Raw genomic sequence first — 15,236 nt, 5'->3', positions numbered from 1 at the left:
TTTCTTATAATTTTTTGATACCGGTAACATCAAAGTAAACATTGTTAAGCGCTTTCAATAATTGGATAATAGATTTGTAAATAAAAAAACTTCACGAAAGTGATGGAGAAGGATAATGAAGAGAATTTTTGAGGTTGATCCTTGGAAAGTAACGACACATGAATTTTCCAAGGAAGATAAAAGGTTACAAGAAAGTATTACCGCAATTGGTAACGACTATATGGGAATGAGAGGAAACTTTGAGGAGGGTTACTCTGGTGACACGCTTCAAGGAACATACTTAGCAGGTGTATGGTTCCCAGATAAGACAGTTGTTGGTTGGTGGAAGAATGGATACCCGAAGTACTTCGGTAAGACACCAAATGCTCCAAGTTTTATTGGAATTGGGATCACTGTCAACGGTGAAAAAATTGATTTAGCCAAAGTAAAATTTAGTGATTTTGAATTATCACTTGATATGCATCAAGGACTTCTTTCAAGAAGTTTTATCTATGAAGGTAAAGATGTCAAAATTAAATTTGAATTTGAACGTTTTCTCCATATTGTACAAAAAGAAGCTGCTTTAATTAAAGTAAAAGCTACAGTACTTGAAGGAAAGGCTAAGATTGATTTTGATGCTAGCTTAGATGGAATAGTTGTTAACGAAGACAGTAACTATGGTGAACGCTTCTGGATTCCACTTGATGAGAATAAGGATACAAAAGCTATCCAGGTAAAAACTAAGCCTAATCCTTATGAAGTGCCACAATTCACAGTTTTACTTCAAGAATCTTTACGCCACAATGGTGAACTAATTCAAACTGAAGTTTCTACTAAAGAAGCCAAGTTAAGCGAAAAATTTTCAGTTGAATTAAGTGAAGGACAAAGCTACGAACTTGAAAAAGACGTTATTGTTATAACAAGTAGAGATGTTGAAGAAAAAGATCAAGCAAGTGTTGCTGAAAATTTAATGAATAAGCTTCAATCAAAGAGCTTTGAAGAAAACTTAGCCGACCATACTGCTGAATGGCAAAAACGTTGGAATATGAGTGATGTTGAAATTTCTGGTGATGCAGCAGCACAACAGGGGATTAGATTTAATATTGCTCAATTGTTCATGACATACTACGGTGAAGATGAACGCTTGAACGTTGGTCCTAAGGGATTTACTGGTGAAAAATACGGTGGTGCTACTTATTGGGATACTGAGGCTTATATCGTTCCAATGTACTTAGGAATCACTAACCCAAGCGTTACTAAAGCCCTTCTTCAATATCGTCATAATCAATTACCAGGAGCATATCACAATGCTAAAGAACAAGGCCTTCCAGGTGCCTTGTTCCCAATGGTAACTTTCAATGGTATTGAATGTCATAACGAATGGGAAATTACTTTTGAAGAAATCCACAGAAATGCTGATATTCCACATGCAATTGCAATGTACACTGAATATACTGGCGATGATAGCTATGTTAAGAATGAAGGTATGGATGTCCTAGTTGGAACTGCAAGATTTTGGGCAGCCAGAGTTCATTGGTCTAAATGGCGTAATAAGTATGTAATGCATGGTGTTACTGGACCAAATGAATACGAAAATAATGTTAACAATAACTGGTTTACAAACACCATGGCAAGATGGCTTTTGAAATATACGCTAGAACGTTTACCACTTGCAACTAAAGAAGCTCAAGAAAGAGTACATGTTACTGAAGAAGAAAAAGAAAAGTGGCAAGACATTGTCGATAAGATTTATCTACCAGAAGATAAAGATTTAGGTATTTTCTTACAACAAGATGATTTTCTTGATAAAGAGATTCGTCCAGTAAGTGAAATTGAAGATCAAAGACCAATTAACCAACATTGGTCATGGGATAAGATTTTGAGATCACCATTTATCAAACAGGCTGACGTTTTACAAGGAATTTACTTCTTCCCAGAAAATTACACTAAAGAGCAAAAAGAAAAGAACTTTGATTTCTATGAACCTTTAACGGTTCACGAAAGTTCATTATCTCCTTCAATTCACTCTGTCTTAGCTGCTGAATTAGGCAAGAAAGATAAGGCTGTTGAGCTTTACGAGAGAACTGCAAGACTTGATTTAGACAATTACAACAATGATACCGTTGATGGTTTGCATATTACTTCGATGAGCGGTTCATGGTTAGCAATTGTTCAAGGATTTGCTGGGATGCGTTATGATCACGATAAATTAAAATTTAAGCCATTTATTCCAGATAACTGGGATCACTATAGCTTTAAGATTAACTACCGTGGTCGTTTAATTAAAGTTTATGTTGATCATCAAGAAAACAAGATCTCTTTACTTGAAGGTAAAGATCTAGAGATTCTTGTTAATGATAAGAAGGTAATGCTTAAAGAAGGTGAAAGTAAATGCTTAAAGGACTAATTTTTGACTTAGATGGAGTTTTAACAAATTCAGCCGTCTACCATTTAACCGCTTGGAATAATTTAGCTAAGGAATTAGGGATTAACTTAACGGATGATCAACTTGATAGCTTAAGGGGTATTTCAAGAATGGATTCTTTAAATCTAATTTTGAAATATGGCGATCAGGAAGATAAATATTCTGAAGCAGAAAAAGAAAAGTTCGCAGCAGAAAAGAATACTAAATTTGTTGAACAAGTTGAAAAAATGACGCCAGCAGATATTTTGCCAGGTATTCCTGAATTGCTTAGTGATGCAAAGAAGCAAAATTTAAAAATGATTATTGCTTCTGCCTCAAAAAATGCACCTAAGATTTTAACAAAGTTAGGAATTATGGATGAATTTGATGGCATTGTTGATCCAGCAACACTTCATCGCGGAAAACCAGATCCAGAAATTTATGAAAAGGCACAAGAATTGGCTGGTTTGAATGCAGACGAAGTAATTAGTTTTGAAGATGCTCAAGCCGGTGTTCAATCAATTAAAAGTGCTGGTCAATTTGCAGTTGGAATTGGGAATAAAGAGGTCTTGAAAGAGGCTGATTATATTGTTCCAACTACTAAAGAATTGAAACTTTCAGAAATTGAATCAGTTTTTAATAAAAAATAAGAGGGAAGTAGGGGAAGAGAATGGTTGAGGTAGATTTGAACCATATCTATAAAAAGTACGAAGGAAATGATAAATATTCAGTTAATGACTTTGATTTACATATCAAAGATAAGGAATTTATCGTTTTTGTTGGACCGTCTGGTTGTGGTAAATCAACTACTTTGAGAATGGTTGCTGGTCTAGAAGATATTTCTAAAGGTACTTTAGAGATTGACCATAAGGTAATGAATGACGTTGCACCAAAAGATAGAGACATTGCCATGGTTTTCCAAAACTATGCTTTGTACCCTCATATGTCCATTTACGACAACATGGCTTTTGGATTAAAGCTTCGTCATTATAAGAAAGATGAAATTGATAAGCGAGTTAAGCATGCAGCAGATATTTTAGGTTTATCAGAATATCTTGATAAAAAGCCATCTGAATTATCTGGTGGTCAAAGACAGCGTGTTGCCTTAGGACGAGCAATTGTTCGGGATGCGCCGATCTTCTTAATGGATGAACCATTATCAAACTTGGATGCAAAATTACGTGTCACAATGCGTGCTGAAATTGCTAAGTTGCACCAAAATTTGGGAACTACTACGATTTATGTTACTCACGATCAAACTGAAGCCATGACTTTAGCAGATCGGGTAGTAGTTATGTCGGTGGGTAAAGTTCAACAAATTGGTACACCTCTAGAAGTTTACAATACACCAGTAAATATGTTCGTAGCTGGTTTTATCGGATCTCCTCAAATGAATTTTTTCAACGTTCACTTTAAGGGTAACCGAATTAGCGATGGTAAAGGATTGAACATTGAAATTCCTGAAGGTAAGGCTAAGATGCTTAGGGAAAAAGGATATGAAGATAAAGACTTAGTCTTTGGTATTCGTCCTGAAGATATTCATTCAGAGGAAGCTTTCCTTGAAACTTGGCCTAATTCAGTTGTTGAATCAACTGTTGTTGTTTCAGAGTTGCTTGGTTCAACCATTCAGCTTTATCAGAAAGTTGATGGAACAGAATTTGTAGCCATTGTAAATGCCCGTGATTACCATACTCCCGGCGATAAAGTAAGAATGGGGTTTGATGTTAATAAGGCCCACTTCTTCGATAAAGATACAACGAATGCTATTCGCTAATTTGGAGGAGAGGCCACTTCTGCAAAGTATTAATTAGGTTTACAACGAGTGTGAAACTTGGCTTACAGTTGTAATAAATGTATTTAGCCAGTTATGGCTAGGAGGAAATATTATGAAGTTATGGAAAAAATTAGCTTTAGGTAGTGTAGTAGCTCTATCAGCTATTTCATTAACTGCTTGTGGAAAGAGCTCTAATTCAAATGAATCAAAAAGCTCAGATAAGCAATTAACTCTTTGGGTAGATACTGCACGTGTTAGTTGGTATAAGGGTGTAGTAAAAGATTTTGAAAAAGAACACCCTAATATTAAAGTTAAAGTTACTCAAAATCCTAATGGATCAGCTAATGCTAAAACCGATGTTGGTAAAGATCCATCAAAAGCTGCAGATGTATTTAGTGTTCCAAATGATCAATTAGGTCAAATGGCAGATTCGGGTTACATTAACCCATTATCACCATCTGATACTAAAGCAATTAAGAATAATTCAGTTTCAGAAGCTTATAAGGGTGCCGAATGGAAAGGGAAGCTTTATGCATATCCATATGCAGAACAAGCTCAAACTGTTTACTATGATAAGTCTAAACTTTCACCAGAAGATGTTAAATCTTGGAAGACTTTGACTTCTAAAGGCGTAGTTGCAACTGACTTTACAAATGTTTATGTAATGTGGCCAGTAATGTTTTCAGCAGGTACCAAATTATTTGGTAACAACGGTGAAGATGTCAAAGGTTCAACTTTTGATTCTCAAAATGGCGTAAATGCAATGAAGTGGTATGCAGAACAAAAGAATAATAAGGGAGTTATGCAAACTTCAAATGCACTTAATCAATTAAAGAAAGGTAATGCTCAAGCTATCTTAGATGGTCCATGGAATGCGGCTAACATTAAGAAAATCTTGGGTAAGAATTTAGGAGTTGCTCCATACCCAACTATTGAAGTTGGTGGCAAGACCGCGCAAATGGAAGCCTTCTTAGGTGTTGAATGTTTCGCAGTTAACTCACATACTTCTAATGCTAAGAATGCTGCAATTTTAGCTAAATACTTAACAAATAAAGAAAACCAATTAATTGTTCACAAGAATACCGGTGAAGTTCCTGTTAATATCGCTGCTCAAAATACTGCAGCAGTTAAGAACGATCCAGTTGCTAAGGCTGTATTACAGATGACTCAACCAGGCTACTCAGTTCTTCAACCAAAATTACCACAAATGTCAATTTTCTGGAACGATGCTGCTCCACTTGTTAGTGGTGCATACGATGGTAAGATTAAGCCATCACAATACAAGAGCAAGCTTGCTAAACTACAAAAGAATATTTCTAAGAAAGAATAATCTTGAAAAATCACATAAGCAAAGGTTTGATTAATTATGTTTAAGAAAAAACATGCTACGTCTGCAGTTACGTTAAAGGAAACATGGAAAGATGGAGATGCAGTAACTAAGTTAACCTTCTTCATTATGGGCTTAAATGCCCTCAGACATCGGCAATGGCTGAAGGGATTCTCGCTTTTATTTGCTGAAATTATATTTCTGATTTGGTTCTTTTTAAGCGGAATTCATTCAATTGCTGGTCTAAGTAACTTAGGTGCAATAAAAAGTAAACGCGTTGTATTTGATAAAGCTCAAGGAGTATATATTACTCAACAGCCAGATAATTCAGTGTTAATTCTATTATTTGGTATATTAGCTTTATTTATTGTTGCTGGGTTTATTTACCTATATATCGTTAATTTAAGATCTAATAAACATACATTCTTATTAGAAAAAAGACATGAGCACATTCCAACTAATCACGAAGAAATTGCATCTTTGTTTGACCAAAGATTACATGCAACCTTAATGACGATTCCGATTGTCCTAATTATCTTATTTACGGTTTTGCCTACAGTCTTTATGATTTCGATGGCATTTACTAACTATGACCGTCAACACTCAGTTGGATTTTCCTGGACTGGTTTTCAAGCATTTGGAAATGTCTTAAGTGGTGATCTAGCAGGCACTTTCTTCCCAGTGCTAGGTTGGACTTTGATTTGGGCAGTGGCTGCTACTGCTACTACTTTCTTCTTTGGTGTTTTACTTGCCCTTTTAATTGAATCAAAGGGAATCAAGCATAAGAATGTATGGAGAACAATTTTTATAATTGTTTATGCTGTTCCACAGTTTGTATCTTTACTAATGATGGCGCAATTCTTAGATTATCAAGGACCATTGAACACATTACTTATGAACTGGGGCTGGATTAGCCACCCAATTCACTTCATTGATAATCAAGCTAGTCCTCTGATTGCTAGAATTACAGTTATTGTAGTTAACATGTGGATTGGTATCCCAGTCTCAATGTTAACTTCAACAGCTATTATTCAAAACTTACCGCAAGATCAAATTGAAGCTGCTCGTATTGACGGTGCAAGCCCAGTACAAATTTTTAATCACATTACATTCCCGCAAATTTTATTCGTAATGTCTCCAGCTTTGATACAACAATTTATTGGTAACATCAACAACTTTAATGTTATCTACTTGTTAACTGGTGGTGCACCAATGAACAATAACTACAATGGTGCTGGTTCGACAGACTTGCTTGTAACTTGGCTCTATAACTTGACATTTGGTCAAGAGCAACGCTACAATGCATCCGCTGTTTTGGGTATTTTGATCTTTATCATTAGTGCTACATTCTCACTAATTGCATATCGTCATACTAACGCGTACAAGGAGGGCTAAAAATGAAGTCTTATAGTAATCAAAGAAGATTTGCTTTAATTTTTAGATATGTTCTATTAGCTATCCTAGCCGTATTATGGATTTTCCCAATTATTTGGATCATTTTAGCAAGTTTTTCATACAACAACACAGGCTTTGTATCTACAATTTGGCCAGAAAAATTTACTTGGCAAAATTATGTTGGTATTCTTACTAGCTCACAATATCCTTTTGTAAACTGGGTATTAAATACTTTATTTGTAGCTGTTATCTCAGCGACCTTATCAACTTTTGTAACGATTGCGGTTGCTTACGTATTATCAAGATTACGTTTTCGCTTCCGTAAGCCGTTTTTGCAAATTGCCTTAGTTTTAGGTATGTTTCCTGGCTTTATGTCCATGATTGCTTTGTACTACATCTTAAAGGCATTGAATATGCTAAACCTTGGTGGTTTGATCTTAGTTTATGTTGGTGGCGCTGGCCTTGGTTTCTACATTGCTAAAGGGTTCTTTGACACAATGCCACGAGCAATTGATGAGGCTGCTGAAATTGATGGAGCTAACAAATGGCAAGTATTTGTTCATATTGGACTACCACTTTCAAAGCCAATGATTGTTTATACTGCACTTACTTCGTTCATGGCTCCATGGGTAGACTTCATTTTCTCAGGTATTATCCTCTCTACCTCAGGAAATCCGAAGACCTACACTGTTGCCTATGGACTGTACAACATGGTTCACTCAGCAAAGGGTACAATGGCACAATTCTTTACTCAGTTTATTGCTGGATGTGTAATCATCGCGATCCCAATTACGATTTTGTTCATTGTAATGCAAAAATTCTATGTTAACGGAATTACAGCAGGTGCTGATAAAGGTTAATCAAATTAAAGTTTATGTGAAAAAAGTGTCCTGTCTTAACAGGACGCTTTTTATTTTAAGGAGAAAAATATGACACCTTGGTGGAAAAAAGCAGTTGTTTATCAAGTTTATCCAAAATCCTTTCAAGACAGTAATGGTGATGGGATCGGAGATATTCCAGGTATTATTTCAAGATTGGAATATTTAGAAAAATTGGGTATTGATGCTATTTGGCTATCGCCAGTTTATTTATCACCTGGAGTAGATAATGGCTATGATATTTCTGATTATCAAAAAATCGATCCACAATATGGAACAATGGAGGATATGGATAATCTAATTAGAGAAGCTAAAAAACATCGTATACGGATCGTTATGGACCTTGTAGTTAATCACACTTCTGATCGACATCCTTGGTTTATTGAATCAAAGAAAAGTAAGAATAGCCCATATCGTGATTTTTATATTTGGCGTGATCCAGTAGATGGACATGAGCCAAATGATTTGAAATCAGCGTTTTCAGGCTCAGCTTGGAAATTTGATGATAAAACTGGGCAGTATTATTTACACTTTTTTGCGGATCAGCAACCAGATTTAAACTGGAAGAATCCAGAATTAAGAAATAAGATTTACGGCATGATGAATTACTGGATTGATAAAGGAATTGGCGGATTTAGAATGGATGTCATTGAATTAATTGGTAAAGATCCAGATAAAAAGATTCGTGAAAACGGACCAATGCTTCATCCATATTTGAAAGAGATGAATGAGCATACTTTTGCAGGAAAAGACTTAATGACTGTGGGAGAAACATGGAATGCGACACCAAAAATTGCAGAAGAATATTCTGATCCGTCTCGCCATGAATTATCAATGGTTTTTCAATTTGAAAACCAAAGTTTAGATCAACAAGCTGGTAAAGAAAAGTGGGATTTACGAGCTCTTGATCTAGGAGAATTGAAAAAAGTTCTAGTTAAGTGGCAGACAGAAATTGATTTTAATCATGCATGGAATAGTTTATTTTGGGAAAATCATGATATTCCAAGAGTAATTTCTCGTTGGGGAAATGATAAAGAATATCGTGTTCAAAGTGCAAAGATGTTTGCAATTATACTGCATTTAATGCACGGAACACCGTATATTTATAATGGCGAAGAAATTGGTATGACAAATTGCCCTGTTACATCTATTGATGAAGTCGAAGATATTGAAAGTATCAATATGTATCATGAAAGATTGACTCAAGGCTATAAGCAAGATGACCTAATTAACTCAATTAATGTCAAAGGACGAGATAACGCTAGACGACCAATGCAGTGGTCAAATAAAGAAAATGCAGGTTTTACTAGTGGAACACCATGGCTTAAAGTTAATCCCAACTATAAAAACATTAATGTCCAAGAAGCTTTATCTGATCCAGAGTCTATTTTTTATACATATCAAAAACTAATTAAGCTTAGACATGAAAATCCAATTGTAGTGGATGGAAATTTTGAATTAGTTGAAAATACTGGTGATAACGTTTTAGCTTTTTGGCGTAAGTTGGGGGATGAAAAGTGGCTGATTGTTGCCAACTTATCTGGTAAGAAGCAAGACTTTAATTTAGATAACGATTTTAGAAAGGTTTTAATTAGTAATTATGAAAAGCGAGATAGGCTAAAGAATATTACTTTAAAGCCTTATGAAGCTTTTGCAGTTAGAGAATAATAAAAAGTGCGTTGATTTTAATCAAGGCACTTTTTTAATCTATTTCTTTTTATTAGGACGTCTTAAATAACGCAAAGTATTGTTTCGAATATACTTTTGAAATTCTTGATAAATCGGATCAAAAATTTGTGGTTCATCAGTTTCTTTGACCATTACTTTTGGAAAGAAGAAACGTTCATCTCCTTGTAAAGTTCCATTTAATGATTTAACTAATGGACTTAATTCAGACAGTTCTACTAAACTACCATCTGTTTGCATAATTTCAATTGGACTATGGGCATTTTTACCAGTTGGTTTATAAGCGTCATAAGGTTCATCAAAGGCTGAATTAGTTGCAGTGTAGTAGTTAGGATCAAAACCCGCCTGTTTAATTAGATTTTTAAGTTTTGGTAGTAAATTCTTAGTATCGTCATTAATTTTGACACTTTCAAGTGGGTGGCGGTATAAATAACGGCTTGAAAGATCTGCTAGAATTTGGTCACCAGAATTAGTCCATAACAAGAAGTTAGTCTCCATTACCCCGTCATCTAAATTAAGATAATCTTCAAGAGTCCAATCTTTTTTTAAAAAAGCTTCTAGTTGAGGTGTAACTTGAAGTTTTCCTTCTTCATAAATGATTTGAGCTCTTTCAAGTAAATGATGGAGAATAACCTCCATAGAGCGGTTTACACGATGAAAGTACACTTGTTGATACATTTGGTAGCGACTAATGATATAGTCTTCTACAGCGTGAATTCCTTTGTCTGTAAAGCAAATACCATCACGGTAAGGTCGAATAACTTCTAAAATTCTGGTTAGATCAAAACTACCATAAGTAACACCAGTAAAATAAGCGTCTCGAAGTAGGTAGTCCATTCTGTCAGCATCAGCTTGACTTGAAATCAATTTAACTACTTGAGGGTTAGGATAAGTTTTAGCAATAACGCTAGCAACTAATTCTGGAAAGTTAGGACCTACTTGTCTTAATGCTTGATTAACTTCGGTATTTTTGTCAGTAATGATTTGTTGGCCCATTTTTTCATGGTTAGTACCAAAGAGATGTTCAAAGGTGTGAGAATAAGGACCGTGACCAATGTCATGAAGAAGTGCCGCACATTCAGCTAATAATCTTTCGCTTGGATCCCATAATCCGTCTCCAGGTTCTTTGCTTGGATATTTTTCTTCAAAAATATCACAAATTCTGCGTGTTAATTCATATACCCCTAGGTTATGTTCAAAGCGTGTATGTGTTGCACCTTGAAAGACATAGGAAGCAGGTCCTAATTGTTTAATACGACGTAGGCGCTGAAATTCTTTTGAATTAATAATATCTAAAATGACTTTATCTTTTACATGAATATAGCTGTGAACTGGATCGCGTACTACTTTTTCATGATCCAATTTTTTACTTTGAAATTTTTTCATTTTTCTTATACTATTTTCTCGGATAATAAAATAAATCTGTTAACTTATAATTAACTTGATTATAACAATAATGCTACTTTAAGGCTATCTTAGTATGGATGAAGGTGAAAATAATGAGTAAGGAAGTTGAAATTAAGATTACTAGTGAGATTCATCAAGAAGATGAATCAGCAGTTTTTGAAAGAGACGGTTTAGGATCAATCGAAAGAATTGGTGATGATTGGCGTATAAAATATGATGAAAAAAATAAAGAAGGCGACGTTGAGGTAAAATTATTGGTTAAACCGCATGAGCTTGTGATGCAGCGAGGCGATATTAAAGGTGATCATACATTAATGAAGTTTGAGCCAGGAGAAAAAAGAAAATGTAAAGTTATAGCTGCTGGTAAGCAAATGAATTTAGAATCTTTAACTAATAAATTGGATTTTTCTGAAATTTCTCCAGGAAAGATGCAACTAAAAGTTGAATATGATCTCTTTTCTGGTCTATACTTAGTAGGTAACTATGCAATAAAGATTGATATAATAGAATAAATCTTTAGCAAATTTAGATAACTTGATTACGTGAAAGGACGTGCCACTGTGGGGTTAGATGATTTTAAAGGTCAAAATAAAGACGAATTGTCAATGATCGAAGTTGCTCGTGCAATTTTACAAGATAGCGGCAAGCGGATGGCCTTTGCTGATATCGTTAACGCCGTCCAGAACTTTCTGGGTAAGAGTGACGAAGAAATTCGTGAACGTTTGCCACAATTTTACACTGATATGAACACTGATGGTGAATTCATTTCAATGGGTGATAATGTTTGGGCATTGCGTTCTTGGTTCCCATATGAATCTGTTGATGAAGAAGTAAACCATCCAGAAGATGAAGAAGATGCGCCACGTAAGAAGCACCATAAGAAAGTTAATGCATTTATTGGTGATTCTGACGATGATGATATTATCGACTACGATTCTGATGATCCAGAAGATGAAGATTTGGACGTTGAGGAAGACGACAACAATGAAGATGACTATTCAGATGACGATCTAGACGATGCCGATGACAATGAATTAGATGACGGAATTGAAGGTCAATTATCTGAGCTTCACCAAGATGATCTTGATGACGATGATGAGTAAAGTACTTGACGGAAAGAGAATTTCCCTTTAGTATTTTGTATGGGCACTCTATGTGCAATTAAGCTCCCATGTATTTGGGAGCTTTTTTTTGATTTTAATGAATAATTTAAAGAAAAGAGAGGAAGCACGGCATGACAAAGTATATTTTTGTAACTGGTGGAGTTGTTTCATCACTAGGTAAAGGTATTTCAGCTTCAAGTTTAGGACGTTTACTTAAAAATCGTGGTTTAAAAGTCACTATGCAAAAGTTCGATCCTTATATCAACATCGATCCAGGTACAATGAATCCATATCAACACGGTGAAGTTTATGTAACTGATGATGGTACCGAAGCTGACCTTGATCTGGGTCACTACGAAAGAATTGTTGATGTTAGAACAAGTAAATATTCTAATGTTACTACTGGTAAAATTTATCAAGAAGTGCTTGATAAAGAACGTCGCGGTGATTACCATGGTGCAACTGTACAAGTGATTCCACATATTACTGATATGATTAAGAAAAAAATCATGCGTGCTGCCTTAACAACTGATTCAGATGTTATTATCTCTGAAATTGGTGGGACTGTAGGTGATATTGAATCAACGCCATTTATGGAAGCAATTCGTCAAATGCGTCGTGAAGTTGGTGAAGAAAATGTAATGTACATTCACTGTACTTTAGTACCTTATCTTCACGCAGCTCATGAAATGAAAACTAAGCCAACGCAACACTCTGTTGCTGAATTAAGAAGTATTGGTATTCAGCCTAACATGCTTGTTTTAAGAGCTGAAAAGCCAGTAGCACAAGAATTGAAGAATAAAATTTCTACTTTTACTGATGTTCCAGTAGATCGTATTATTGAATCAATTGATGCTCCTTCACTTTTTGATTTACCACTTGCTTTCCAATCTCAAGGCATGGATCAAAAGGTTTGCGATTTCCTTCACTTAGAAAGTCCAAAACCAGAAGCAGATATGGAAGCTTGGAAGAAACTTGATGAACGTGCAAAGAACTTAAAGCATGAGACTACAATTACTTTAGTAGGTAAGTATGTAGAACTTGAAGATGCGTATATTTCAGTTACTGATGCTTTGCAACACGCAGGTTACTTATACGATACCAAGATTAAAGTTAATAAGGTCCAAGCAGAAGACATTACTGAAGATAACATTGCAGACATTATGAAGGATTCAGATGGTTTAATTGTACCTGGTGGTTTTGGTACACGTGGACTTGAAGGAATGATTACTTCAATTAAATACGCTCGTGAACATGATATTCCATTCTTAGGTATTTGTTTGGGAATGCAAATGGCAAGTGTTGAATTTGCTAGAAATGTACTTGGATTAAAAGATGCAAATAGTGCAGAAGCAGATCCAGATACTAAAGATAATATTATCGATATCATGGCTGACAAGCGTGATGAAGAAAATATCGGTGGAACTCTTCGTTTAGGTTTGTACCCAGCTACATTGAAGAAGGGTACTAAGACTCGCGCTGCTTACGATGATCAAGATGTCATTCAAGAAAGACACCGTCACCGTTATGAATTCAATAATGAATATCGTGAAGCCTTTGAAAAGGCCGGTATGGTTTTCTCTGGTGTTTCTCCAGACAACCACTTGGTAGAAATTATTGAAATTCCAGATAAAAAGTTCTTTATTGCAGCTCAATATCACCCAGAATTTTTGAGTCGTCCACAAAGACCAGAAGGTTTGTTCAAAGCTTTTATTGGTGCAGCAAGTGGTCTTCCAGCACAACATTTTAATTAGGCTTTTCAAAAATTAAATTTCGGTAACAGGAGAGTCATAATATACGGGTTCTCTTGTTTTTTTTACGTTTTTCATTTAATATATTTTGTGATACATTTGGGTATTACAAATAGAGAAAAGGATTGTTTCCCCAATGAAACAGATGATTATTCATGGTGGAAAGCCCTTGAAGGGCGACGTATGGATCGGTGGAGCTAAAAATTCTACTGTAGCATTAATTCCAGCGTCAATACTTTCGCGGACTCCTGTTACCCTAGAAGGGGTTCCGCGAATTGCTGATGTAGATAATTTGATGGATCTACTTAGTGAAATGGATGTAAAGTGTGATTTTCACGAAACTACTTTACGAATAAATCCAGATGACATTAAGCGTAGTCCTCTTCCAGCAGGAAAGATTAAGAGCTTGAGAGCCTCTTACTACTTTATGGGCGCATTGTTAGGTCGTTTTGGCAAAGCTGTGGTGGGCTTCCCAGGAGGCGACGATATTGGACCTCGTCCTATCGATCAACACATTAAGGGCTTTGAGGCATTAGGCGCAACTGTTGAGAATGAAAATGATCAAATTATTATTACAGCCCCTAAAACTGGGCTTCGTGGTGCAAAAATTCATTTAAAGATGCCTTCTGTAGGCGCAACAATGAACATAATTATGGCTAGCGTTATGGCTAAGGGTCAAACCGTTATTGAAAATGCAGCTAAAGAGCCTGAAATTATTGATTTAGCGACATTTTTAAATAATATGGGAGCCGTTATTCGTGGTGCTGGTACTGATGTGATTCGAATTGAGGGAGTGGAAGAGTTAAAAGCTCAAACTCCCCATACTATTATCCCCGATCGAATTGAAGCTGGAACCTACGTAGCTTTAGCTGCATGTATTGGTGATGGAATTAGAATTCATAATATCATTGAAGAACACCTTGATTCGTACTTGGCAAAAGTAGAGGAAATGGGTGTAGTAATTGACTCTGATGAAGATTCACTTTATGTGTATCCAGCAGGTGACTTAAAGATGGTTCAGGTTAGAACTGACGTTTATCCAGGTTTTGCAACTGATTTGCAGCAACCAGTTACTCCGCTTCTTTTAACAGCTAAGACTGGTGAAGGTGTAGTAATTGATCAGATCTATCCTAAGCGAGTAGGACATATTCCTGAACTTCAAAAGATGGGTGCCAATATTCATGTTGAAGATAATATTATTTTAGTTCATCCAACACATCACTTACATGGGGCGCATGTTAGTGCTGGTGAAATTAGGGCAGGAGCTTGTTTGATGCTCGCTGGCTTAATGGCTGATGGTGAGACTATTATTTCGAACGCAGGTAATATTTTGCGTGGTTATGATAGAATCGAACAAAAATTGCGTCAATTAGGTGCAGAAGTATCTGTAATTGATGTTTAAGATTAAATTTTTAATAATAAAAACCCGCAACGGTAATCTTTATCGCGCATAATTTAACTGATGAAATGGTTCAATTATTTGATCGTAGATTAATTTAAGTAAGTAAAAACTATGAATTATCATTTTGGTA

General features: G+C 35.5%; 12 protein-coding genes. 11 read left to right on the top strand and 1 reads right to left on the bottom strand.

The annotated features are described in order from the left end of the window. Window positions 1-115: 115 nt before the first annotated feature. The 7 genes from FD18_RS00665 to FD18_RS00635 all read left to right on the top strand — a co-directional run bounded on the left by FD18_RS00665 (window position 116) and on the right by FD18_RS00635 (window position 9,425). The gene (locus FD18_RS00665; protein ID WP_057718064.1) at window positions 116-2,386 is read left to right on the top strand and encodes a glycoside hydrolase family 65 protein; all 2,271 of its coding nucleotides are present in this window, start codon (window positions 116-118) and stop codon (window positions 2,384-2,386) included. Continuing rightward, window positions 2,371-3,033, top strand: coding sequence for a beta-phosphoglucomutase (gene pgmB, locus FD18_RS00660; RefSeq protein ID WP_012845587.1), 663 nt, complete (start codon window positions 2,371-2,373; stop codon window positions 3,031-3,033). Before FD18_RS00665 ends, pgmB begins: the two co-directional genes overlap by 16 nt. 20 nt (window positions 3,034-3,053) lie before the next feature. Then, window positions 3,054-4,157 (top strand): ABC transporter ATP-binding protein, encoded by a 1,104-nt coding sequence (locus FD18_RS00655; RefSeq protein WP_057718063.1) that lies wholly within the window; start codon window positions 3,054-3,056, stop codon window positions 4,155-4,157. A 112-nt stretch (window positions 4,158-4,269) separates the two neighbouring features. Next, window positions 4,270-5,487, top strand: a complete 1,218-nt coding sequence (locus FD18_RS00650; protein ID WP_057718062.1) for an extracellular solute-binding protein — start codon at window positions 4,270-4,272, stop codon at window positions 5,485-5,487. 36 nt (window positions 5,488-5,523) lie between these two features. Further along, window positions 5,524-6,879 (top strand): carbohydrate ABC transporter permease, encoded by a 1,356-nt coding sequence (locus FD18_RS00645; RefSeq protein WP_057718061.1) that lies wholly within the window; start codon window positions 5,524-5,526, stop codon window positions 6,877-6,879. A 2-nt stretch (window positions 6,880-6,881) separates the two neighbouring features. After that, window positions 6,882-7,739, top strand: a complete 858-nt coding sequence (locus FD18_RS00640; RefSeq protein ID WP_057718060.1) for a sugar ABC transporter permease — start codon at window positions 6,882-6,884, stop codon at window positions 7,737-7,739. A 69-nt stretch (window positions 7,740-7,808) separates the two neighbouring features. Continuing rightward, entirely contained in the window at window positions 7,809-9,425 is a 1,617-nt protein-coding gene (locus tag FD18_RS00635; RefSeq protein WP_057718059.1) for a glycoside hydrolase family 13 protein, read from the top strand. A 39-nt stretch (window positions 9,426-9,464) separates the two neighbouring features. On the opposite strand, the gene FD18_RS00630 is transcribed toward FD18_RS00635, so the two are convergent. Next, entirely contained in the window at window positions 9,465-10,829 is a 1,365-nt protein-coding gene (locus FD18_RS00630) for an HD domain-containing protein (RefSeq protein WP_057718058.1), read from the bottom strand. A gap of 113 nt (window positions 10,830-10,942) precedes the next feature. Between FD18_RS00630 and FD18_RS00625 the strand changes: the two genes are divergently transcribed. The 4 genes from FD18_RS00625 (at window position 10,943) to FD18_RS00610 (ending at window position 15,106) form a co-directional block, all read left to right on the top strand. Next, the gene (locus FD18_RS00625; protein WP_179219464.1) at window positions 10,943-11,362 is read left to right on the top strand and encodes a YwiB family protein; all 420 of its coding nucleotides are present in this window, start codon (window positions 10,943-10,945) and stop codon (window positions 11,360-11,362) included. 48 nt (window positions 11,363-11,410) lie between these two features. Next, window positions 11,411-11,953 (top strand): DNA-directed RNA polymerase subunit delta, encoded by a 543-nt coding sequence (gene rpoE / locus FD18_RS00620; RefSeq protein ID WP_057718056.1) that lies wholly within the window; start codon window positions 11,411-11,413, stop codon window positions 11,951-11,953. Between the two features lie 131 nt (window positions 11,954-12,084). Beyond that, complete coding sequence (locus FD18_RS00615; protein WP_057718055.1) at window positions 12,085-13,707, top strand: CTP synthase; 1,623 nt, start codon at window positions 12,085-12,087, stop codon at window positions 13,705-13,707. Between the two features lie 133 nt (window positions 13,708-13,840). Beyond that, a complete protein-coding gene (locus FD18_RS00610; RefSeq protein ID WP_057718054.1) occupies window positions 13,841-15,106 on the top strand; it encodes a UDP-N-acetylglucosamine 1-carboxyvinyltransferase in 1,266 nt (421 codons plus the stop codon). Window positions 15,107-15,236: the final 130 nt, after the last annotated feature.

The organism is Lactobacillus taiwanensis DSM 21401 (assembly GCF_001436695.1).
Taxonomy (GTDB): domain Bacteria; phylum Bacillota; class Bacilli; order Lactobacillales; family Lactobacillaceae; genus Lactobacillus; species Lactobacillus taiwanensis.
This window is presented reverse-complemented; position numbering and strand designations above follow the sequence as displayed.